Consider the following 24,709-nt stretch of genomic DNA (forward strand, 5'->3'; position numbering starts at 1 on the left):
TTTAGATAGTTTGTTGTTTTTTATTTGGGGTTTTTCTAATGGATAATTCTTCACTTAATTCTTCGAGAGACTTTCCTTTAGTTTCTGGCATCATGAAAATGACAAACAAGAGTTGAAGCACCATCATAAATGCGAAAAACGCAAATACGTAAGCTGGACCTATGGTCGAGAACAAAAATGGGATCAATGAGGGAATGATTGCTGCTAATAACCAGTGAGTGGAAGATCCAAAAGCCTGTCCTGAAGCGCGTAGATGATTAGGGAAGATTTCAGAAATGAAAACCCAAATTACCGCTCCTTGTCCTATTGCATGAGCCGCAATGAACATGAACAGGAAAATGGGAACAGTTAAACCTCCCCAATTCAGGAAAAAAGATGCTGCCACAAGAGATAGGGAAATAATATAACCTATGGAACCAATATACATTAACAATTTTCGGCCCAGCTTATCGATAAGTACCACTCCAAGGATCGTAAAAAGCAGGTTTACCACTCCAATTCCGATACTGCTGAGCAATGCAGTACTTTCCCCTAAACCGGCTGCTTCAAAAATACGTGGTGCATAATATAGAAAGGCATTTATACCCGAGAGTTGATTGAAGAAAGCTACAAGGAAAGCAAGAATTAGAGGGAATCTGTACTTTTTCATAAAAATGTGTTCCCCCGTTAAGTTTGACTCTGATTGTTTCTTTATTTCAATCATCTTTTTTTCTACATCCCCATCTGGCTGTATCAAACTTAATATCTTACGGGCCTCTCCTTCTCTTGCCTTGGATATGAGCCACCTCGGACTCCTGGGGATAAAAAATACAAATGCAGTATAAATGAATGCAGGTATGGCCTCCACGCCCATCATCCACCTCCAGGGTTCTTCTCCCGTATTTCTTAATAAGTAATTAGATAAAAAAGCGACCAGAATACCCAGAACGATATTAAATTGATAAAGAGACACAAGACGCCCGCGATATTTTTGTGGAGCGATCTCTGACACATAAGTAGGTGCTGCAATAGTAGAAGCTCCTACCCCAAGTCCTCCAATAAATCTGAAAACGGCAAAAGAAACAGGATCATTGGCAAGTGCAGAACCAAGAGCAGAGATTATGTATAACAATCCTATAAATAACAAAGTATTTTTTCTACCAAACTTATTTGTTGGAACGCCACCAAAAATGGCTCCTATTACTGTTCCCCACAGGGCCATCGCCATCACGACTGAGCCATGGAAGGCATCAGAAGTACCCCAGGCAGCCTGAAGAGATTTGTCAGCTCCTGAAATAACAACTGTATCAAATCCGAATAAAAATCCTGCCAATGCAGCAGTTATTGACCAAGCTAAAATTTTGTTCATTTCCACATTTTTTAATCAGCAACTAAGATAAATGGAAAGGAACCTGAAGAAATTTAGGAATCACCTAAATCGTTATAATTTTGTTAAGTCGGATTTAAAAATACACAATACCTTGTTTAACAGTAATTTACGTCAATTAATTATTTTAGCTATAACGTTATAGTTTTAAAAATGATACCTCAAGTTTAATAATGTAACATCAGAAAGATTTTAAACAGAGTCTTTTAAAGGTTCTTTGGAATCTCTGAATTTTTTAGGAGTTAGACCGTACTTATTTTTAAAGGATGTGGAAAAATAACCTGGAGAAGAATACCCAACGCTGTAAGCAATCTCAGACACGTTTAGATTGGTATCCTCTAATAAATATTTTCCTTTTGCGAGTCGTTGGGAATTAATATATTCATTGACCGTTAATCCTAACATAGCTTTAACTTTTCTATACAAGTGTACTCTTGAAATATTGAAAATATTTGAAAGCTCCTCAACTGAAAAATTTTGATCCTGTAAATTTTTATCAATAACCTCATTTAGCTGTTTCAGGAATTCCTGTTCGGAGGTATTGAGCTTATTATCTTCAATTTCATTAATCCTATTTGTGTAATAGTACCTCAATTTCTCTCGGTTGTACAGTACTGACACCACCGATTGCTTAAGAACTTCCAGATTAAAGGGTTTGGTAATATAAAAATCCGCACCACTACGCAAAGCCTTTATCCTCGATTCCTCATCGTTAAGGGCGGTTAGAATTATTACCGGGATATGAGAGGTTCGAAGGTCATTCTTTAATTCTTTACATATTTCAAATCCGCTTTTGTCCGGAAGGTTTAAATCACATATTATCGCGTCCGGCACAATATCAAGAGCTTTCTCTATGGCATCCGTTCCGTCGGAATGATGTAGGTTGTATTCTTTATGAAAGTTCCTCTGAATTAAATTCGCCAAATCAAGATTATCTTCAATTAAAAGTATATTCAGTTCATTGTCCAAAACACCAGGAAGATCTTTCATCACTGCCTGTGGATACAGTGAGTCTATATGAGTCTCTAATTTTTCATACTTTAAAGGTTCATCTTGAGAAATTATATAATCCTTTAGATGTTCCGTCCCTTCAAGCAGTGACACGCAAAACTCAGTTCCTTTCTTTGATCTTAAGGAAACCGTGCCTCCATGAAGTTTTACAAATTCTCTGGTTAGATACAAGCCCATTCCTGAGCCCGGTTTAAGATTATTAGTTGCTTGAAAATAGGGATCAAAAATTCGTTCTTGTTCTCCTGAAGGAATTCCTATACCCGAGTCCTTCACGTAAATATTGATTTTTTTAGGATCGGAACTTTCTTCAATACGGACAGAAATTTTTCCGTTTTTCGGAGTGAATTTTAAGGCATTCGAGAGCAAGTTGAAAAAGACTTTGTCCATCATATTTCTATCAATATAAAGTTCAAGTTCCTTATTTGTACACTTTAAATCCATATCAATGGAATTTATAGCAGCTTCTGTTTTAAAATCATGAAAAATGGATTTAAAAAACTCATATATATTTGTTCGACTTGGTTTTATCACAAAAGATCTAGTCTCTAGTTTTCGGAAATCCAATAACTCATTAATAAGACGCAACAATCTTTTTGAATTATTCATTATAAGCCTTGTCTCATATTTGTAATTATCAAGGTCTTGATCTTTTGCTTTACTCAGAGACTCTACCGAGCTCGTAATAAGTGTAAGAGGAGTCTTAAATTCATGAGACAATGCAGTGAAAAAATTAATTTTTGTCTCGTTGGTTTTCCTCAACTGTTTAGCGAAATTTTCAATCTGATTCCTTTGAACCACAATTTTTTTATTAATGATTTCGAGACTTCTTTTTCCCCGTTTGACTCTAATTAAAAGATAAATACTATATAGGGCAAGAATCAACAGGAGGAATAACAAAAAAGCCATAAGCTGAATCAGACTGTTCTGAGTATTATAGGAGGTGATTTGTTCCCGAATGATCGCCTGCTGTTCTTCAATATCCGTCTGCTGCTGATTTAACTTATTAAACTGGTTCTGCATAATATCCACATTAACAGAATCTATGACCACTGTCTTAAGGATATTATTTTTTTCTACTACTTCATTTTGAAGCAGATTCTTTGCAAGCCGTATTGCTTCACTTCCTCCTGTTGGATAAAGTATGGTAGCTGAAAGTATTCCATCCTTTACCAGTTGGATTCCCCCACTGGGGCCATATAGTCCGTCCACTCCCACGAAAATAATGTTATCATCAAGGCCTTTTTTCCTGGCTACCTCAAGAGCTCCCTGTGCCATTCTATCATTGTGAGTGAAGATGTAATTTACATTAGAGGTGGAATCAAGAATTTTTTTAAGTCCTACTTCAACTGAATGTTTCTCCCAGTCGCCCTGAACCGTACCTATGATCTTTAAATTGGTTTGTTTATTAATGACATTTCTGAATCCCAGAGAGCGTTCGTATGCTGGAGAAGATCCCGCCAAACCTTTAATTTCAATTATATTCCCCTTCTTGTGGCTCGCATGAGACAATATGTACTTTGCAGCATTCCCTCCTACCTCTACATTGTTTGCCCCTACATATGCTGTGTAATTACTCCCTTCTATTTTGCGGTCTATCACAATAGTCGATATGCCTTCACTCATGGCCTTTTCAATTATTGGGGTAATAGGTGCAGATTGAATAGGAGAGACTATCAGTACATCAACCTTTTTATCAATTAAAAGATTTATGTCCTCTATTTGTTTTTGGATATTTCCAGCTGCGTCGAGAACTTCAAGATCAAGTTCAGGATGCAAAGAAGTTTCAATCCTCATAGATCGATTCATCTCTTTCCGCCAGTTATCTGTTGTCATTGCCTGGGAAAAACCTATTAAGTAGCCTTCACGCTCTTCATCTGGGCTACAGGCAGAAAACAGAATTATAAGGAGGATGGATATAGACCTTACATATTTCACTATTGTTTTCATAAAAATGAATGTACCTCTGCATCTTCATAAGTTCCACCAAAATGTCCAAATATTTGGATTAACTTTTAACAGATGCCCTTTTTAAATTTTACGATTTTCCCGCCAAACAAAAGGGAAAGTATATATGGGCTTATTAAAAGAGAACCTCATAAATAACCGCCACAATTTTGAATGCTGTTACTTTTTTTTTAGCAAATGGAAAGGTAACAAATTTCAATAGGAGGCTTTCTGCTAGATTGAATTTACTAATCTTTTTTTTGCAATAATAAATTATACAATTTAAAAGCTTATATCAACATGTGACAAGAGACTTAGAAAGTTTTTTCAGATATCCCTTTAGATTTGCTGATTTAATCCTGTGATAGCATTAAAATTCTATGAAACTTTTTGCTTTTACTTCCTATTGCGCATTCCTAAGCTTATATACCCCTTTTTTCGTATATAATCAAGAACTGATTGAGGACGCTTCCCCGGTTTCTAATCGGGGTTTACCCTTTTGGTTGCTTACCCTAGGGGCAAATATACAGATTACAGAACACTCGTTAGGTGAGGTCACAGACACTCACTGAATTTAAAGCATATACACGGTATGAGTTCACCTACTTTTAATTAGCTGAAATGCCTTTGTAAATAAATAGACAAAACACATAAGAATTAAGGCCTAGATATTCTCACATTATGTTTACGCCAAAAAAACTCTTTAAAAATTGTGCAAGTAGAAAATATAAAGTTACAACCCTCATATTTTTTAATCTTGCCTGTGAAATTCCAGAGCTACTATTTATACATAATAGAAAATACATGAAGCTAATTTATGGTGTACCTGCCAAAGCTTCAGAAGTTGCCTAAGGGTTCTAACACTAGGTGGAATACCAAATATTCTTATAAAAACTGCATAATCAGGATTTAATTATCGTTTAATTAATCAAAACCAGTACACATAAGGGCTCAGAAAATTTTACTGTATCCCCTACTCTAAAGTTCTAGGTAAGACAATATTATATAACGAATAAAACTATTTGTATATCAGCACTATACAGATTTTTTTAATTAAATAACATCGCTTTAGCGTGTTATCCTCTTGCTTTCCTTTTTACCAGCTAATTAAATTGCTGCTTCTTATAAGTTTTTGACCATCTGGAGCAGTCAAAAGTTTCCTACAAAAAAAAGCCGGATCATCTCCGGCCTGTCATGGGTTTGTTCTTTTATAAAATTCCTTCATCGGCAAATGAAAAGTATTTTCCTTCCGGAGTAATAATCAGGTGGTCCAGGAGTTTTATATCGAGAAGCAAACCTGCCTCTTTGATTTTCCGGGTCAGGGTTTTATCGTCCTGGCTGGGCAAAAGAGTTCCTGAAGGATGATTATGAGCTACGATAATTGCAGTGGCTAATGATTTAAGCGCTACTGCAAAAAGGATTCTCAGGTCTACCAGAGTAGCGGTAATACCCCCGGTGGATATTTCAACTATACCTTTCACCCGGTTTCCATTGTTGAGGAGCATCAGTTTAAAACATTCCTGCATGGCGATGTGGTTTAAGTTCCATTGGCAATAGAACTTCTCAAAAGCATCATTAGAAGAAGATATTTTTGGTGATTCCTTTATTCTCATGTTGCCGAGGTATTTCAGAGATATTTCATTAACTTTAGTTTTCATAAGTTTAGATGTTAATGCGATTATTTCAAAGAGGGTGCAAACGGACATATGCACCCTCTTTTGATTTTTAAGCTTTAGTGGAAGCAGTGCCCAGCAAAAGAATTTCACTGGCAATAATTTCAGATACATATCTCTTGGATCCTTCTGTAGTCTCATAGGAGCGGTTGGAGAGTTTTCCCTCTACGGCAATTTCTCTTCCTTTAGCTACATACTTCTCCACTATTTCAGCGGTTTTACCCCAGCAAATTATCTGGTGCCACTGAGTTTGTTCAACCTTGTCACCCTGTGAATTGTGATAAAATTCATTGGTGGCCATGGAAAAAGAAGCTACTTTTTTGCCATTTTCAAGGGTTCTGGTTTCGGGTGAATTTCCTACGTTCCCGATGAGCTGCACTTTGTTTCTAATAGTTCTCATAACATTAAATATTTAAAGATTAATAATGGATTTACTTTTTATATCCGGAGCGTTTTCCTTTTTGTTTTTCTTTGGTGCCGCTTCCTTTTTGATGTTGTTGTTTGATTTCATTTTTCCTATTTTTTGATTTACTTCCCATAGAGCCTTCGCTGTTACCTTTTTTGTTGCTGTATGATTTTTAAACATTCGGAATTGATAAGGACTTATAAAAAGGAGGTACGACTGGCTTATGCAGTCCGTCAACTTCCGAATGTTGTTACTTTGCTTACAAAAAAGGTGAGGTCAGCGCAGGCTCGGGAGGATTCAAAAAGGCTTAGGGGAAGAACAGAACATCTGGAAGTGGCACCAAAGCCATAATATGAAAATCCATTTTGAGCGGACTTCATCCCCAATTATGTAGTGTAGCGCAGCCTTCAGAAGAAATGAATTTCCGGCGTAGTGAAAAAAAGAAATTGGGGATGATGTCCAGGAAGTTTTAAAGTGAAGCTCTTTTCCCGAAATGGAGCTTTTTCTGTGGAATGCAGCGGAAATGTGCTGAGCGGCTTTAGACCATGCAATATTCTCCGGTTATGAGAAATTACAATTCCTTTCTATTTCTTTATTAGTTAAAAGGAACACATATTCTATCATTTTTAGGGGATATATAATCCTTAATTTCTTGTTTTATCATTTAGTATTATGAAAAATTGAAATACTCCACTTTTTACCCAATAAACTTTTCTTAATCAATTCTTAATCTAAAGCAAACTCACTTAAAGGTAGTTTTCGGTTGTTTTGCATTCATCAGTTCAGAAACGAAAACAGAAAAAATAATCTCTAAACAGATTACTTATAAGAAGAAAGTCAAATAAGAATTAGCCAAAAAAAAAGCCCACTCTGCTGCAACAGATTGGGCTAACCAAAACTTAACTACAAAAATCAAATTTTAGCCAAATTGTAATGAACACTAACATACAATTTTTTTTAAGATTACTCTTAAAGAAACACTTCATTTTGTTGTATTTTCTTTTAGTTATACCGGAAGCTTTTGCGTCCGATACTAATAATATTATCCAAAATTTTAATTCTAAAGCATCTCAGCAAGTTGTTCAGGGCAAGGTAATAGACCAGGAAGGCTTACCCTTGCCCGGAGTTACAGTTCAGATTAAAGGTACTTCGATAGGAACAGTAACAGATTTTGAAGGGAGATTCAGCTTAACCGCGTCAAGTCAAAGTGATACACTAGTTTTCTCTTATTTAGGTTTTAAATCTCAGGAAAGAAAAATTGGTTCTCAAACTGAATTTGTAATAACTCTTGAACAGGACCTTCAAGCCCTTAATGAAGTTGTTGTGGTGGGGTATGGAAAAACCAGCAGAGAGAATTTATCCACCGCAGTCAGCACTGTGAATACGGAAAATATTGCAGAACGACCTGTAGCCGATATAACTTCCAGTTTACAGGGTCTCAGTCCTGGACTGAACGTCACCCAATCCACAGGTAAAGTCGGTGCTGAACCCCGGATCAACATTCGTGGGTTTACCTCTATTAATGGAGGCCAGCCATTGATTTTAATAGATGGAGTTGAGGGCAACCTGAGTAACCTGAACCCCAATGACGTGGAATCCATAAGCGTTCTGAAGGATGCAGGATCTGCAGCTATATATGGAGCCAGGGCTGCTTTTGGTGTGGTGCTGGTAACCACTAAAAATGCAAAGGAGGGAAACATCCTGGTCAATCTTGGAAGTACTATAGCTGTTAGCAGCCCAACAATGAACACGGATTTTGTTACTGATCCGTATTTGGCTGTATCCATTGTTGATGAAGCCTTCAGAAATAACAGTGGAGCTTCCTATACCGGTTATTCTGAAGCCGACATGGAGGCTTTACTTGAAGTATCTCAAAATCCGTCATTAGCAAGAGTTATTGTTGACCAAAGAAATGGACGGGAACAATATGTACATTATGGACATACAGACTGGTGGGATACTTTTTTCAGGAAAAGATATCCTTCACAGATCTACACAGGATCAGTCTCGGGAGGGTCTGAAAAGATCCAGGCATATTTTTCATACCGCAATTTCCAGTCTACCGGGATATTAAAGGTCCAGGACGATGAATTCCAAAAATACAATCTCAGAGGTAAATTGGACATTCAAGCTAACGACTGGCTAAAATTCTCCAATAACATGCAATACAATAGCTCCGAAGATCTAGAGCATGGAGGAACCCAATACGGTTATCGTGACGTCTGGGGAAGCATGATATGGGTTCATGCCTTGCCTTCGTACATGCCTACAAATCCCGATGGTACTGCCTTGTGGAGAACAGAATTGAACAACTATACTATTGGGGACGGCATTTACGCTTCTTTATTACAGGGAACTTCTAAACAACAGACAAATGATAATGGCTTTTCCAATATAGCATCAGCTGAGTTAAAACTTTTTCCTTCCCTAAAAATTAACGGAAGCTATGCGATACGGAGAAATAACTACAGCCAATTTGAACGTTCCACCCGGATTCCCTATTCCATTTATCCCGGTCAAATAGACCTGATGGGGTATGACTATCTAAACGAGTACAGGTCGGAAAGCAAGTATGATGCCCTGAACGTTTACGGGGAGTATAGAGGACTTTTTGGAGACCACAATTTAAAAGCTGTACTGGGGTACAACCATGAAACATTCCTGATAAAACGCATTGAAGCAGGAAAACAAAATCTTATCTCCGACAACCTTAATTCCCTCGGACTGGCCACCAGTAACCCTTCTGCAGGAGGGAGTGCCTCTGAATGGGCCTTGCAAGGATTATTCTATCGCCTTTCATATGACTATAAGGATAAATACCTACTGGAGTTTAACGGAAGATATGATGCAACCTCAAGATTTCCATCCAACTACAGGTGGGGATTCTTTCCATCTGCATCAGCAGGTTGGTTGTTAAACAAAGAAGGTTTTTTTAGTGATCTTGAGAAGGATATTAACATGCTCAAATTGCGGGTCTCTTACGGTTCACTGGGTAACCAGAACATAAATGACTACGCATATTTCTCCACACTTCCCAATGGTCTGTATGATTACGTAATGAATGGAAGCAGACTCAATTTTATTGAATCACCAGCTTTGAATCCCACGGAAATAACCTGGGAAGAAGTTAGTACTTTAAATCTGGGAACAGACATAGCCCTATTGGACAACCGGTTCTTCATGAGCTTCGACTGGTTTCAGAGGGACACCGAAGGAATGCTGGTGCCGGGAGCCACCTTACCTGCAGTGCTCGGAGCAGCTTCTCCACTTGAAAATGCAGCAGATCTGAGAACCCGGGGCTTTGAACTCTCTTTGACATATGGAGATTCTTTTGAACTGTCCAATGATCCTTTTTCATTTTCCTTAACCGGAAACTTGTCAAATTCAGTAACTAAAATCACACGATTTGAAAATCCCAATTTAAGCCTAATCGATTTTTATGAAGGAATGACCAATGGAGAACTGTGGGGCTATCGTATAGATGGATTATTTCAGACGGAAGAAGAAATAGCAAATCATGCAGATCAGAGTTTTGTGTCCAACCGTATCACTTCAGGAGGAGGATTAAAGCCGGGTGATGTAAAATATTTGGATCTCAATGGAGATGGTGTCGTAAACCAGGGAGAAAATACGGTTAATGATCCCGGAGACAGGGAGATAATCGGTAACTCAGCACCACGATATTTATACAGTTTAACCCTGAACACGGAATGGAAAGGATTTGATCTTTCGGCCTTCTTCCAGGGTGTAGGCAAACAGGATTGGTATCCCAATTCAGACTCGCGACTTTTCTGGGGCCCCTACAACAGGCCATACAATTCTTTTATCAGAAAAGATCTTGCGGATAATATGTGGTCTCCTGAAAATCCCAACGCCTATTTCCCAAGGAATTATGGATATATAGCATTGGGAGGATCCTTGGAAAAGGTCAATGACAGATATCTTCAAAGCGTAGCCTATCTGCGGTTGAAGAACCTCACCTTTGGCTACACGGTACCAGAAGGGATCATTTCTCAGGTTCCTGCCACAAAATTACGGGTTTATTTCAGTGGAGAGAACCTATTCACATTTTCTCCCCTAACAGACTATATTGATCCGGAAGCAGCCAGTAATTCAGTTAATTTAAACCAACCAACAACTTCCTCCAACCGAAGTACTGCCCAAACAGTTCCTTTTACCAAAACATATTCTTTGGGATTAACATTCCAATTCTAAAACAAGCCCTATGAACTATAAAAATATATTATTTCTTGCAGTTTTGTGCTGTACTCTGTTCTCGTGTAGCGAAGAATTCCTGGATAAAGAACCCTTATCAGAGGTTACTCCGGAAAACTTCTTTGTAACGGCCAGTGACCTGGAACTATACACCAACGGATTCTACAGGATGCTACCTCATACTTCCATCTACAACGGCGATTCAAGAACCGATAATATCATACAAAATGAATTGAGTGATGAGATGAGGGGAACACGCCTGGTTCCCACATCCGGAGGAGGATGGGATTGGGCATATCTACGGGATATCAATTTTTTTCTTGAAAATTATACGAGAAGCGATGATGAAGCCGCCAAGAACCATTACGGAGGTGTCGCTCGTTTTTTCAGGGCCTACTTTTATTTCCAGAAGTTACAACGTTTCGGAGAGGTGCCATGGTATGACTCGACTATAGACCCTTCAGATAAAGAAGCCCTTACTAAGCCAAGAGATTCCCGTCAATTTGTAGTAGATAAAATCCTGGAAGACCTGGATTGGGCTATAGCAAACATGGAAGCAGCCCAGAACATGTTCGAGGTCAGCAAATACACAGCATTGGCTTTAAAGTCAAGAGTTGGACTTTATGAAGGCACTTATGAAAAATACAGAAGTATAGACGGGTACGAAAAATACCTTGAAGCTTCAGTGGCAGCCTCTGAGGAGCTGATCAATAGTTCGCCCTATAGGATATACAGTACAGGAAAGCCAGAAGAAGATTATGCAAATCTGTTCAATTCTCATGAAGCCATAGGTACTGAAATAATTCTTGCACGGGCATATTCTGAAGCATTGAATATAGGACATAATGTCAATTACTATACTACCACCTCCTCTTACGGAAGACCTGGAATGCCTAAAGATTTGGTCAATAGTTACCTGTACAGAGATGGGTCCCGCTTCACCGATCAAGATAATTACAATCAATTATTTTTTACAGAAGAGGTGAAAGATCGAGACCCAAGGCTTTCCCAAACCATCCGGACCCCCGGCTACACCAGAAAAGGTGAGTCCATGGAACTGGCACCAAATTTAGGGGCCACTGTTACAGGATACCAGATTACAAAATACGTCACCGAACCGGTTTATGATACAAATGGACAATCTATAACAGATCTCACTTTATTCCGGTTTGCAGAAGTTGTTCTGAACTACGCGGAAGCGAAGGCAGAACTTGGTACTCTAACCCAGGAAGATCTGGATAATTCGATCAACCTGCTGAGAGACAGAGTGGGTATGGCCCATTTGTCATTGGAAACTGCCAATGGTAATCCTGATCCTTTTATGGCTGATCAGTATCCTGGTGTAGCCGAAAATAACAAAGGAGTAATCCTGGAAATCCGACGGGAAAGACGTATTGAACTTTACATGGAAAACTTCAGATGGGATGATGTCGTACGTTGGAAAGCCGGAGAAACTTTAACGCAACCCATTCGAGGCATGTATTTTCCCGGTCCAGGCGAATATGATCTGACCGGAGATGGTGAAACCAACGTGGTGTTGTATCAGGGAGAGCGTCCAGACAAGCTTGTTCCGGGAGTTCAGTATTATGAAATAGGTTCAGATGTATTTCTTGATGAGAACAACCTAATAGAGCCACATCCGGATTTCGACAATCGCACTTTCAATGAGAATAAGGATTACCTTTATCCGCTTCCACGTATCGAACTACAATTGAACCCTAATTTAGAACAAAATCCAGGATGGGAATGAAAAACTTACTAATCATTGCAATGGTGCTTCTTACTATAAATGTAACTGCACAGAACAATAATGGAAATCTAATCGTTGCCTCTTATAATATAAGATGGAACAGCTCTGAGGACGGTATCAATATTTGGGAGAACCGTAAAGATTGGCTGACTAAGAGCATAAAATTCTTTGAACTGGACATCGTTGGTGCCCAGGAAGTCACCCATACCCAATTAAAAGATATGGAATCTTTGCTCCCAGGCTTTGAAGTTGTTGGGGAAGGCAGAGAAGGAGGTGAAAAAGGAGAATACAGTCCCATTTTTTATCGCAAGGATAGATTCGAGCTATTGGATAGTAGCACTTTCTGGTTGTCTGAAACTCCGGATAAAACAGCCTCAAAAGGTTGGGACGCCGCTTTGCCCCGCATTGTTACCTGGGCAAGGTTCAGAGATAAAAAGGCAGGAGAAACCTTTTACTTTTTCAATACTCATTTTGATCATAGGGGGAAAGCGGCAAGAAAAAACAGTGCTGAATTGATTGGTAAAAGAATGCAGGCCATTGCAGGAGAGGAGCAAGTCATATTAACAGGCGATTTTAACACTGCACCAGACTCAGAACCTTATAACGTTCTGCTGGACAATAAGCTTGAAGATACCTTTTCCAACTTGCCCGAAGAACAAATTTACTCTCCCGGTTATACCTTTAATAGTTGGGACGTAGAAGCCAGTGGGGATCGTTACAGAATAGACTATGTCTTCTACAAAGGAAAGAAATTACAGCCGGAAAAATATCATGTTTTGGACGGACAACGAGGAAGGTGGTTTATTTCAGATCATTTTCCTGTAATAGCAAAGTTTATCTGGAAAAAATCTTTAGATTGTAATTGATCGACTACTATGAAAAATTTTTCACTGTTTCTACTATTGGGGGCTGTCTTCACGACGGCCTCAATTTTACCTAGTTTTCAACCAGGAGATGGAACTAGTAAACCGAAAGAAGAGAGCGCGGCACCTAAAGATCGAATAGATAGAAGTCTCCGGGTGATGACCTACAACATACATCACGCGAACCCTCCTTCAATTCCTGATTCTATTAATATTTCGGCAATCGTTGAAACAATAGAAAAACAAAATCCTGATATTGTTGCATTGCAAGAAATCGATGTCAATACAGGAAGATCAGGGAAGGGAAACCAAGCAGAAATAATTGCTAAAAAGCTTAAAATGAATGTATTTTTCGGTAAAGCAATAGATTTTGATGGTGGACAATATGGAGTCGCAATTCTCTCAAAATACCAAATTTCAGAAGAGAGAATCCACCTGCTTCCCAGTGCTTTCGGCACTCATGGTGAACCGAGAGTATTGGCTACAGTAAAAGTTTCACTTCCTGATAATACTTTTATTCGTTTTGGTAGTACACACTTAGATGCTCAAAAAAAGGATTTTGATCGGCTTCTTCAAATAAAAGAAATTGTAAATCTTGCTTCACAAGAAAAACTGCCAATGATTATAGCAGGAGATTTTAATGCACCTCCAGACTCAGAAGTCATTAATATTTTGGATATGAATTTTACCAGGACCTGTAGTACATGTGAACCAACAATCCCAGTTCATGATCCTGAAAAAGCCATAGATTTCATTGCATATAAACCAAAAAAGTTATTTGCTATAAAAGAACATAGGGTTATACAAACGTCCGCTTCAGATCATTTGCCTGTGTTGGCTGTTTTGAACATTATTAAGTGATTAAAATAAAAAAAATTACTTATTACTGCCAATAGCCTGTTATATTCCCTGGAATTTCAGATCAAAATTGCTACAGATAAGGTAATTAAAGATAATAACCATTACGGCAGAAATGAAAAAAAAAGAACAAGAAATTCCACAAATGACTGTAATTAATGCTTCAGATGTCGTTGCGTCTAATTAGAACGGCAAATAAAAAATACCTGTGAATGATGACCATATTATTTCAGTTTTAAAACCATCTGGATATAAAAGTTAGTGAAAGATGGCTTGAAGAAAAACTTGTTGATATAATGTACTATACTGATACAGGTTTTTTGTTTATACACAAGATTCTACTTCTCTTTAATAATTCTCATCTTGACCCTCTCCCAAAAAAGATATGCTTCAATTCCTGCTTAAGTAATAATGGTGAATCTTAATGATTCAACTGAATAATAAGAAGAAATTTTAGCATCTAAATTTTCCATTGAAACAATGTGAAAAATTCAAAATATCAGAAAGTGCACGACAAGGAGTTTTTCAGGAGTGGAAAGTTAACCTTTTAAAATTGGAATCAAATCTTCTTTTTTGGGGATAACAGAAAACTTGATTAGACATGTAATCCCAAACAAATATAAAAGAGCAGAAGGGAAATAAAACAAATTTAATTCCATATAATACGCAATAAACAATGTTACATCAGAAATAACCAGAAAAAGGATTGCATTTATGAAAAATAAAGAAGATCGATTGTTGTACAAATTATTGTAGTAGACTGCTGCTAAAATTAAAAGAATACTTAAGCAGCCATATAAAAGAAAAAGATGCTCAACGAAAAGATCATTAAATTTCTCACGAATGATATCTTTTAAATAAAAAACCAATGCACCGTCCAGGAGAAAGAGCGTTCCAAAAATGATTTTTTCCAAAAGAGAAATTCTAATTTTTCTTAATTCTGGCCAAAGATGAAGTACAAGAAAAAGATAACAGAATATTCCACTTAAATAATATCCTCTTCTAAAAACAGGAATTTCATAATGAATTACGCATACGTTAAGTATAACGAAAAAAAATGCGGCCCCTATTATATACATATCTTTAAGAAGATGTTGCCTCAATAAAAATGATAAAAGAACAACACTTTCTAAAAGTCTCAGCCAACTGAAAACCTCGTTATCAGATATGGAAAAGCCAACGAGATTTAAAAGTAGTAGGACAGAAAAGACAGCCCACAAAAGATTTCTATAATTTTTCATATAAATTTAATACTGAAAATTTACACAAAAAATAGCACTCCACGAGAACGATAGCGAAAAATAAACAGACCATTATGTTACACTACGAATATCTATTTGCGATCAAAATAAGGAGTATCATGAACAACTAAAAAAATTGGTTCAGTAATAACTATCTGGATTCTAATATTCAACTCTCTTTTCTTTTATACAAGCAACCTAACAAAGGAATCAGGCCTGTAAATTAAAATCTAAGAGATACTATATTGCGAGTTAGAACCTGAATAGCTTCCTTGGCCAAACTCTCTTTAGTAATCCATTTACGGAACTTTGGATAAATGTGCTATACTAGGCCACAAAAAGGTTTTTTTTTACAAAATACCTATTAGATCCCTACGATATTCATCATCATTTATGCAATTAAACTAACATTTTATTAGGGAATCCGCTAAATGCGGTGGAAGTAGTTCTTAAAGTTCATTAAGAGATAAATACTCAGGTTTCGGAAATATTATTTTAATATTTCCGAAACCTGAATACAGACGCGCTGAATGAGTACATTTTCCACCATTAGTATTAAAATAGAAACCGCTAGAAGGTTTCGTGCATTCTGCAGGGAGACGGGAGGATCAAATACGGAAATACTGGAGCTTGTGTTGGATTATTTTCAGAAGTACCAGATTTCGCCCCGTCATAAAGCTAAAATAGATTTACCAGCCTTGGATGAAAAAATACAAAAGCGGCTTAATGCTATAGTAGCTATAATAAAGGAAATAGAAAAAACCCAAACCCAGCCTACTCTTGCGATGTTACAGCTACTTTTTGATCCTGCTCAGGCAACTTCTGTTCCTTCTACCCGTCTTCCACTGCCTCCTACACAGGAAAGAGCTACTTCAGTAAAATCTAAAGAAAATCTGTCCGGTTCGGAGATTAGAGTCTACGAGGAGATTAAAAAGGATCTTGAGTATATACTGAGTAAAGTAATCTATGACAAGAGGACGTTTGGTCCCGATAGATATGTGCTTGAAATGGCAGGAGAAGAGCTGGAAAGAATGAAAAGAAAATTAAACTCCTATTGAAATGTACCTTACCATCTCCCCCCAAAAAATAGGAGGCAATTTCACCAGTAGTGTTGCTGACTTTGTGACTTATCTTGAAAAGGAGAATCGGGATCAACCCCTTGAGAAAATGAGTTATTTCTTTAACCAAACCGGAAATCAAATTTCGGAGCAACAGGTAATTGGAGAAATAGATGCCAATGCGGCTAAACTCAGGAAAACTGAACCCAGGTATTACTCTCTAACCATTAATCCCAGTCAGTATGAACTCAGGCATATCCAGAATAACTCAGCGTCTCTAAGGGAATACACCTTACAGGTCATGAAGGATTATGCTAAAGCCTTTAACCGGGAGATTGAGGGAAAACCAGTGAGTATAGAAAATCTCAAATTTTTCGCAAAAATAGAATATCAGCGCAGTTATCATTATTACGATAAAGAAATTAGAGAGAACAGCCCCTACATCAAGAGGTTAGTAAAATTAGAACATGACCTGGTAAAAATCAGGAGAGGAGATATGGATGGAGATCTTCAAAAGATAAAAAAAGAAATCAGTCAACTTAAAAAGGAAATCCCACACAAAATTGGTAAAGCTTATATTAAAGAAGGGATGCTGAAGCCAGGACTTCAAACCCATGTTCATGTAATTGTCAGTCGGAAAGATGCCACGAACCGCTACAGCCTTTCTCCGGGCAGCAAATACAGGTCTTCTGCTGTTGAGATGCACGGCAGGACAGTAAAAAGGGGGTTTGACAGGAATCAGTTCTTTCAAAGTGCAGAAAAGACTTTTGACAGGATGTTTCAGTACCAAAGAAATTTTGTAGAAAAATATACTTCCAGGAAAGAGCTGCAAAATAATCCCGGGCTGTATTATTCAAGACTTATGAAGTTACCACTGAATGAAAGACAGTTAGCTTTTAAAGTACTCAGAACTGCTGGTATGACACTGCCTGCTACCGGGTTCACACCAGCCCAGGTACAACTGGCCATCAAAAATTTCAGACAAGCAATAGGGTTAGCTGTGAGGTCATCTTCCATTCATTACTGATGATTTCGGCTTTATACATACTATGGATGGTCATTTACACAAGCATTTGCAGCCTGTTTATTCTTCACTTAAAACAGTTCAGAAAAGGTGTTCTTTTTAATCAGGCCTTCCTATTGTATCTCAGCTATTGCTTACTCCCAGACCCAGTCAATTTAGCTATGCTCTTAGAACTTTCCTTAAAATTATTTTTACCGGCATCAGCTTTAAATCTGTGTTTGTATTGTTTTGTCTCACCACAAAATGAAGCATCATCATCAGTAAAAAAGTACAGAGCCAATCTTCCCCTGGCAACGGGAAACCTGGTATTAGACAACTTGAGGAGAGGAGTTTCCATTATTGGAGCTGCAGGAAGCGGCAAGACAGAAAGTGTGGTATATAGTCTACTAAGGCATTTCAAAAAATATTCCTTTAGTGGTCTACTACACGATTATAAAAATTTTGAACTCACAGAGATCGCCTATCCCCTTTTTAAATCCGGGAAAATTCCTTTTTACATTATCTCCTTTGACCGCATATACCACAGGGTCAATCCTATTGCTCCAAGATATATGATTGATGAAGAAAGTGTCAATGAAGTATCGAGGGTACTTCTGGAAAACCTCCTGGAACAAAAAGAACTTCTCGCATCAGGTAGCACTAAATTCTTTAATGATGCCGTGGAAGGATTAGTTGGAGGCATGATCTGGAAATTAAAATCTGATTATCCTGAGTACTGCACCCTCCCCCACCTTATAGCAGTTTACCAGAGCATGGATACCCCGGAGCTGGTTAGCTTTCTCAGCGGCAATATCACCTCGAGGTCAATGGCAGATGCGTTTATTAGTGGGATTGCATCAGAACGTCAGACTGCAGCTGTTAAGAGCAGTCTTGCCAATGCATTAAAAAAAATCTGTACCCAAAGGATCTTTATGGCCCTTTCCAAAGATGAAGTGCCTTTAGATATTAATAATCCTGAGAACCCGGCAATAGTTTCCATAGTCAATAATCCCAAATATGAAACCGCCTATTCCCCGGTCATAGCGACTACCATACATACTATCACAAAGCAGATGAGCATCCGGCAGCGCGATGCTTCCTTCCTACTCATGGAGGAGGCCCCTACCCTTCGTCTTTTGCATATGCATCGCATACCGGCAACCTTACGCAGTTATAACATATCCACTATTTATGTAATGCAGGACAAAATTCAGAATGATCTGCTTTACGGGGAAAAAGCCAGTAAAGCAATATTAAGTAATCTGTCATACCAATTTTTTGGAAAAGTAAATGATCCCGACACAGCGAAATACTACGAACAGTTCTTTGAAATTGTACAGAAGGAAAGCATTAGTATCCACCAGGGAGGAAGCCTTAATTTCGATACCCGGTTTACCAAAAGCCATAGGGACAGTACCAGGATTCGATTTGATGCCTTCTTCCGATTAAAAGCAGGAGAATTTGTGAGTTTTGCCGATGGCAAAGAGAAAAGAGTAAAATTCCCATATCCAAGAATGCGGAAAGAATTACCTGAAAAATTTATTGAATATTCAGAAGAAGAAATAAGAAATAATTACTACAGAATATTCCAGGAGGTCCGGGATGAAATCCTGAACAAGAAGAGCAATTAATAAGAAGTCATTGTATGAAATAAAAACGGGTATGTAACATTCTAGAACAAATGCATCTAAAGAGAAAACAAATACTTTAAAAATGAAACAAACTTTACTTTGCCTAAGTTTATTAGTTCTAAGCCTAAAGGCTTTTCCCCAACAAAGTTTCAATGTCAGTATAAAGGGTAATGGACAACCGGTACTGATATTCCCTGGTTTTACCAGTACCCCAGAAGCATTTACTACAATTATTGACGTTTTGTCTGAAGATTATGAAGTACATGCTTTTACCTTTGCCGGTTTTGGAGAGGTGCCTCCAATAGACTTTCCCTGGCTGAAGACAATCCAACAGGATATTCTACAATATATTAAAGAAAATAATCTAAATAACCCTATAATAATTGGTCATAGTATGGGTGGTACTTTGGGGCTTTGGCTTGCCACCAAAACCCCTGAAATCTCCCAATTAATAGTTATTGATGCCCTTCCTGCTATGGGAGCTTTGATGATACCAAATTATGATAGTTCAGTTATTCATTATGACACACCATATAACCAACAATTACTGACTATGGACACCACTGCATTTAAGGCAATGGCATTTCAAATGGCCAGAAGAATGTCCTTAAATGAAGAGCAACACGAGAAAATAGCCACCCGGATAATTCAGAGCGATCGCAAAACGTATGTATACGGATATACTGATTTATTAAAATGGGATTTAAGACCTGACTTAGACAAAATAAAAATACCTGTTACCATAATTGCAGCAACAGAAACTTATGGTGAAGCAACAGTTTCCAGGAACTTCAATAGTCAATATGAAAACTTAAATGGCTATAATCTTATAATGGCAGAAGGAGCGGCACATTATATTATGTACGATCAGCCAGAATGGCTCTTAAATAAAATCCAGAAAGTATTAATTAGGAATGACTAAGGAATTGCAGTTTAAAGATCTTTACACGGCTCACTACTCAAAAGTTATCCGGCTTTGTTTGGGTTACACCAATGGAAGGGAAGAAAAGGCAAAAGATTTGACCCAGGAGGTGTTTATTAAGATTTGGCAAAATCTGGATAAATTTAGGAGTGAAGCAAATATTAGCACTTGGATTTACCGCATTACGGTTAATACATGTTTGCAAGAGCTGCGGAAAAAAAAAGTGGTGCCTTTGGAAATAGATTTAGCATCTCATGAAATTATAAGTTCAAATAACGATGAAATACGCTACAAAAAAATGTATGAGTGCATCAACAAACTTTCTGCCGATAATAAAACGATTATATTTCTTGAATTAGAAGAAGTACCGCAAGCAGAAATCGCTGAAATAACAGGATATAGTCACCAGGCAATACGAACGCGTATTCACCGAATTAAAGAACAACTTTCAAAATGTGTAACAGATGGAGGAATTTAAAAAAATAAAAAAACAGTGGGACAAAAGAGGCCTCCCACCTATCCCGGAATCTGGTATTAGCAATATTGCCAGGAGAACAGAATATCTTAAACGGAAACAGCGTATTACCGGGGTTGTATTAGTAGTAACCATTGCAGTACTTATTGGATTTTACTTCTATTTATCTGCATATAAAAATACAGATCTGTTAATTGGTCTGGGGTTAATGGTTGGGAGTCTGGCTTTGAGGTTATTATTTGAGTATACCAATAGCATAGAAAAGGAGAAATTACCTATTTATAGTCCAATGAAAGTATTCAAAAAAAGATTGACTGCTTATTACACTAGGAGAAAACGGATTCATTTTGTTCTTACACCAGTTCTTTTCACCACTTATGTGGTAGGTTTTTTTTGGCTTCTTCCTTTATTTGAGAGGAATTTATCCCAAAGTTTTTACTGGTATATATTGTGGTCGTCATTTTTTGTCTTTGCGGGGTTGGCAATTCTCATTTGGACACAAATCAAAAAAGAATTACAAATCTTAAAACATCTCCAAAAATGAAGAGGCTCCTTTTTAGCATTTTAATTATTGTAAATGCCATTATAACCACAGGTCTTTTAATCTATACAGTTAAAAACAATCAGCTCGAGGTAGATATGACCAACAAAATATTAACAGTTCGAGGTCTTGTTGTTATCGACTCTACCGGTACAGAACGGGTGATCATTGGTGCACATCTACCTCCGGCCCAATCTATAGGATATAGATTTTACAGAGGAGATAACTCTGGAGTCTCCGGAGTTATGCTTTATGATCACGAAGGACAAGAAAGAGGTGGTTATGTTACTGATGACTCGTATGGGAACGTCTTTTTCACTCTTGATTCAAAAATCTCCCAAAGGGTTTTATTTATGGCAGAACCTCAAGGTGCAGCCACACTAAGAATGTGGGGAAAGAATGGAAATGAAGTTAACCTGGGTGCTTCTGATGAAGGTTCCTGGTTGAATATCACAGAAAAAGGTAAAATGAAAAACATAGGGGACTTATGAATTTTTGCAGAAAATTAGTGGTGACTTTTATCTCCATTTATATATGGGGTTGTAAACAGGAAGTTATAATTAAAGATGGAAAATTTACAGGAATTAATCCCGTCTCCCACACTGATGTAATCTACAAAGGAAAAAGTGATACCGTTCTTGTTTCCACCTACGACGGCAAGATTTATGAAGTAATTAAAGGCAAGAGCTCAAAAAAACAATTAACAGCCATAAACGATGAAATCTATGCAATTGCTTACAATTCTGATAAAGATGAAATTTATGCTGCAACTTTAAATTCCGGGATTGCAGTAATTGATGTTTACAATGGGAATATATTAAAATATTTACCGCTCAATGACTCCTGGGCGAAACAGCTGGTCTTTAATTCCGAAAATGGCATTTTAGCTACCTATGATTATAAGGGTAATCATTACTTATGGAGGGTAAACGATGGTTTTAAAAGAATTCATACCCCTATAAAGTTACAAGAACTGAAACCCAGGCATATACATAATAATGGAGATATCTATTTTGAGGATAAAAGAGGTTTTATTGTTTGGAATTACCAGACAAATTTTGAAGAAGAGAAAAGAACATTAAAGGGAGGATTGGCAGATATTGATAAAAACAAAGACCTTTTACTGATTAATGGCAAAGAATTCACACTTTACCGAACTACATCAGACAAAATTCAATTTACACTTCAACACCCGGACTGGCCAATTTATGTTCCCGAGAGAGATACGACTATAGACATACCATTAAGTTTAGAGATTGTTTCCGGGCAACTCAGTGAAAAATATATTTTTACATGTGGACTGGACAAATCAATACGAAAGTGGGATAAACAATCAGGAGAATTGGTTAAAACCTATGGGCCGTTAAGAAATACACCGAGTGGAATTGCCATTACCGAAGATGAAATGCAATTTGTAGTAACAGATTTAGGAGGCAATATTCTATTTCGGAATATTGATTAAAAAATGTATAGAAACCAGCACTAAATTACAACCTAAATCTCCAGAGTATATAATCATTTTAGTTCCAGACCAACTTATAAAAAAGTGACCCAAGAAATGAAAAAATTTTCCTTTCAAGGGTCACTCACCTAACAATTCAACAATCTAAATTCTCTTCAGTCCTTTGGTTTCTGCCTTGCCGGCTGGTTTTATGGAAATTGCCACTCCTCCACCTGATGCCAACTTCTGTTGAAGTTTCGACTTTGAATCCACCACCACTTTTCTAATCTCGTAGCTTTGCGGATTTTTATCGTAGCTGGCATCCTTACCATCAGCATAAATAGTAGCAATGAAATTTTGACCTTTTGGAAGGTATTCAAAGGTTATCCTGGCTTGCCTTGGGTTTTCATCGGTAACTCCTCCCACGAACCATTCTTCTTCTCCTTTTGCTTTCCTGGCAATAGTGACAAAATCTCCAGGCTCCGCTTCGAGAATATAGGTCGCATCCCAATCCAGAGCTACGTCCTTAATAAACTGAAAAGCATCTGGGAAACGCTCATAATTCTCAGGCAAATCTGCAGCCATCTGCAATGGACTATACATAGTGACATATAGAGCCAGCTGATTAACCAATGTGCTATTTACCCAGGAATCATTATCTGGATTGACTTTACTGATATCCATTTCAAAAATTCCCGGGGTATAATCCATCGGTCCTCCTAAGAGCCTTGTAAAAGGAAGTACGGTCACGTGAAATGGTTTAGAGCCTCCAAAGGCCTGAAATTCTGTTCCCCTTGCCGATTCATTCGCAATAAGGTTGGGCCAGGTTCGGGCAACACCGGTAGGACGAACTGCCTCATGAGCATTGACCATAACTTCATAATCTGCAGCTTTTTCAACAGCATATTGAAAATGATTTACAGTCCACTGGCTGTAATGATTTTCTCCCCGGGGTAAAATATTGCCGACATAACCACTTTTTACAGCATTGTAACCATTCTCCTTCATGAACTGATAAGCCTCGTCTATATGCCGCTCATAATTTCTTACTGAAGCAGAGGTCTCGTGGTGCATTATCATTTCTACACCCTTACTTCTTGCATAGTTTGTTACTTCTTCAAGATCAAAGTCGGGATAGGGAGTTTGAAAGTCAAAAACATAATCCTTTTTATGTCCTATCCAATCTTCCCATCCAATATTCCAGCCCTCAACCAACACTCCGTCAAAATTGTGTTGAGCAGCAAAATCAATATACTTCTTTACATTTTCGGTAGTTGCACCATGCTGCCCATGAGGTGTCGCCGTTTCATAGTCAGTCACTCCCAGTTTTACCGCGTTAAAATCCCGGGTGTAATCCCAGGTGCTCTTTCCTGTAATCATTTCCCACCAAACTCCTATATACTTCATCGGTTTGATCCATGAGGTATCGTCGATCCTGGATGGCTCATTAAGATTATATGTAATATCTGAAGTGAGTATATCCCTCGCATCGTCACTCACAATAATTGTTCTCCAGGGGGTATGAGCCGGGGTAATCATATATGCCATGTCTCCATTTACATCTGGCGTCAAAGCCGAAGTAAATACCAGTTTATCTGAATCCAGCTCCAGATGCATGGCCGAATAATCTACAAGGGCGGCTTCGTGAAGGTTAATATAAAGGCCGTCGTCGCTTTTCATCATTAATGACGTCTGAACAGCGGAAGGTGAAAATCTCTTGGACCACGAATCCCCCCCTTCGTAAGACCTTCCAATCTCTTCTATTTCTGAAAGCCGGGATTCGTTATAATCATATTCCTGTGTTCCATAATCCCCCGGAATCCAAAAAGCTTTGTGGTCTCCGGTCATGGTGAATTCTGTCTTTTCATTCTTCACCACAAAATGCCCAAGCTTTTCCTGGGCAGGAAATTCATACCTGAAGCCGAGTCCGGTGTCAAAAAGCCGAAATCTAATTAACATTTTCCTGTCTGTCCCTTCCTGCTGAAGAGTTACTGCCAATTCATTATAATTATTTCTTATTTCTTTTTCTTCTCCCCAAACAGGTTCCCAGGTAGAATCCTCTGAAGTCTCCTGTACATCTACAACATTAAAGCCTTCCAATAACGGCGGCTGATTCTTAAGCTCAAATCCGAGCAAACTTGGCTCTATAACAGATTGTCCTTTAAAACCAAGTTCGTACACCGGGGCTCCATTTTCATTCAAAACGAAGCTAAGTTCAAGATCTCCACTTGGAGATTTCAGCTCCTGTGCCGTAGCTGTAAAAGATATAAGTAGTGATAGAAGAAAATATTGTATTCTTTTATTTTGCATT

19 protein-coding genes are annotated in these 24,709 nt (G+C 37.9%); 12 read left to right on the top strand and 7 right to left on the bottom strand.

Annotated features, from left to right (window positions below):
* Position 1: 1 nt before the first annotated feature.
* The 5 genes from OQ279_RS12960 to OQ279_RS12980 form a co-directional block, all read right to left on the bottom strand.
* Positions 2 to 1,348, bottom strand: coding sequence for a sugar porter family MFS transporter (locus OQ279_RS12960; protein WP_266070372.1), 1,347 nt, complete (start codon positions 1,346 to 1,348; stop codon positions 2 to 4).
* A gap of 210 nt (positions 1,349 to 1,558) precedes the next feature.
* Complete coding sequence (locus OQ279_RS12965) at positions 1,559 to 4,324, bottom strand: substrate-binding domain-containing protein (RefSeq protein WP_266070373.1); 2,766 nt, start codon at positions 4,322 to 4,324, stop codon at positions 1,559 to 1,561.
* A gap of 1,205 nt (positions 4,325 to 5,529) precedes the next feature.
* Positions 5,530 to 5,979: a JAB domain-containing protein gene (locus OQ279_RS12970; RefSeq protein WP_266070374.1), complete on the bottom strand. Its 450-nt coding sequence runs from the start codon at positions 5,977 to 5,979 to the stop codon at positions 5,530 to 5,532.
* Positions 5,980 to 6,046: 67 nt separating this feature from the next.
* The gene (locus tag OQ279_RS12975) at positions 6,047 to 6,394 is read right to left on the bottom strand and encodes a single-stranded DNA-binding protein (RefSeq protein ID WP_266070375.1); all 348 of its coding nucleotides are present in this window, start codon (positions 6,392 to 6,394) and stop codon (positions 6,047 to 6,049) included.
* Between the two features lie 12 nt (positions 6,395 to 6,406).
* Entirely contained in the window at positions 6,407 to 6,580 is a 174-nt protein-coding gene (locus OQ279_RS12980) for a hypothetical protein (RefSeq protein ID WP_266070376.1), read from the bottom strand.
* 807 nt (positions 6,581 to 7,387) lie between these two features.
* Between OQ279_RS12980 and OQ279_RS12985 the strand changes: the two genes are divergently transcribed.
* Genes OQ279_RS12985 through OQ279_RS13000 form a run of 4 tightly spaced genes read left to right on the top strand, consistent with a single transcriptional unit; the run spans position 7,388 to position 14,089 of the window.
* On the top strand, positions 7,388 to 10,615 hold the full coding sequence (locus OQ279_RS12985) for a SusC/RagA family TonB-linked outer membrane protein (RefSeq protein WP_266070377.1): 3,228 nt from the start codon (positions 7,388 to 7,390) through the stop codon (positions 10,613 to 10,615).
* Between the two features lie 10 nt (positions 10,616 to 10,625).
* The gene (locus tag OQ279_RS12990; RefSeq protein WP_266070378.1) at positions 10,626 to 12,365 is read left to right on the top strand and encodes a RagB/SusD family nutrient uptake outer membrane protein; all 1,740 of its coding nucleotides are present in this window, start codon (positions 10,626 to 10,628) and stop codon (positions 12,363 to 12,365) included.
* Entirely contained in the window at positions 12,362 to 13,231 is an 870-nt protein-coding gene (locus tag OQ279_RS12995; protein ID WP_266070379.1) for an endonuclease/exonuclease/phosphatase family protein, read from the top strand. The genes OQ279_RS12990 and OQ279_RS12995 overlap by 4 nt, the downstream gene beginning before the upstream one ends.
* A gap of 9 nt (positions 13,232 to 13,240) precedes the next feature.
* Positions 13,241 to 14,089 (top strand): endonuclease/exonuclease/phosphatase family protein, encoded by an 849-nt coding sequence (locus OQ279_RS13000; protein ID WP_266070380.1) that lies wholly within the window; start codon positions 13,241 to 13,243, stop codon positions 14,087 to 14,089.
* A 536-nt stretch (positions 14,090 to 14,625) separates the two neighbouring features.
* On the opposite strand, the gene OQ279_RS13005 is transcribed toward OQ279_RS13000, so the two are convergent.
* Positions 14,626 to 15,327 (bottom strand): hypothetical protein, encoded by a 702-nt coding sequence (locus OQ279_RS13005; protein ID WP_266070381.1) that lies wholly within the window; start codon positions 15,325 to 15,327, stop codon positions 14,626 to 14,628.
* Between the two features lie 530 nt (positions 15,328 to 15,857).
* On the opposite strand from OQ279_RS13005, the gene OQ279_RS13010 reads away from it, so the two are divergent.
* The 8 genes from OQ279_RS13010 to OQ279_RS13045 all read left to right on the top strand — a co-directional run bounded on the left by OQ279_RS13010 (position 15,858) and on the right by OQ279_RS13045 (position 22,419).
* Positions 15,858 to 16,385, top strand: coding sequence for a BfmA/BtgA family mobilization protein (locus OQ279_RS13010; protein ID WP_266070382.1), 528 nt, complete (start codon positions 15,858 to 15,860; stop codon positions 16,383 to 16,385).
* A 1-nt stretch (position 16,386) separates the two neighbouring features.
* On the top strand, positions 16,387 to 17,412 hold the full coding sequence (mobB, locus tag OQ279_RS13015) for a MobB family relaxase (protein ID WP_266070383.1): 1,026 nt from the start codon (positions 16,387 to 16,389) through the stop codon (positions 17,410 to 17,412).
* On the top strand, positions 17,412 to 19,019 hold the full coding sequence (locus OQ279_RS13020; protein ID WP_370866529.1) for a type IV secretory system conjugative DNA transfer family protein: 1,608 nt from the start codon (positions 17,412 to 17,414) through the stop codon (positions 19,017 to 19,019). The genes mobB and OQ279_RS13020 overlap by 1 nt, the downstream gene beginning before the upstream one ends.
* Before the next feature lie 82 nt (positions 19,020 to 19,101).
* Complete coding sequence (locus tag OQ279_RS13025) at positions 19,102 to 19,941, top strand: alpha/beta fold hydrolase (RefSeq protein ID WP_266070385.1); 840 nt, start codon at positions 19,102 to 19,104, stop codon at positions 19,939 to 19,941.
* Entirely contained in the window at positions 19,934 to 20,419 is a 486-nt protein-coding gene (locus OQ279_RS13030; protein WP_266070386.1) for an RNA polymerase sigma factor, read from the top strand. The genes OQ279_RS13025 and OQ279_RS13030 overlap by 8 nt, the downstream gene beginning before the upstream one ends.
* On the top strand, positions 20,406 to 20,960 hold the full coding sequence (locus OQ279_RS13035; protein ID WP_266070387.1) for a hypothetical protein: 555 nt from the start codon (positions 20,406 to 20,408) through the stop codon (positions 20,958 to 20,960). Before OQ279_RS13030 ends, OQ279_RS13035 begins: the two co-directional genes overlap by 14 nt.
* Positions 20,957 to 21,448, top strand: a complete 492-nt coding sequence (locus OQ279_RS13040) for a hypothetical protein (protein ID WP_266070388.1) — start codon at positions 20,957 to 20,959, stop codon at positions 21,446 to 21,448. Before OQ279_RS13035 ends, OQ279_RS13040 begins: the two co-directional genes overlap by 4 nt.
* The gene (locus tag OQ279_RS13045; protein WP_266070389.1) at positions 21,445 to 22,419 is read left to right on the top strand and encodes a WD40 repeat domain-containing protein; all 975 of its coding nucleotides are present in this window, start codon (positions 21,445 to 21,447) and stop codon (positions 22,417 to 22,419) included. The genes OQ279_RS13040 and OQ279_RS13045 overlap by 4 nt, the downstream gene beginning before the upstream one ends.
* A gap of 144 nt (positions 22,420 to 22,563) precedes the next feature.
* On the opposite strand, the gene OQ279_RS13050 is transcribed toward OQ279_RS13045, so the two are convergent.
* Entirely contained in the window at positions 22,564 to 24,708 is a 2,145-nt protein-coding gene (locus tag OQ279_RS13050) for a glycoside hydrolase family 97 protein (protein WP_266070391.1), read from the bottom strand.
* Between the last annotated feature and the right edge of the window lies 1 nt (position 24,709).

Origin of the sequence: Salinimicrobium profundisediminis (genome assembly GCF_026241755.1) — a bacterium.
GTDB lineage: Bacteria > Bacteroidota > Bacteroidia > Flavobacteriales > Flavobacteriaceae > Salinimicrobium > Salinimicrobium profundisediminis.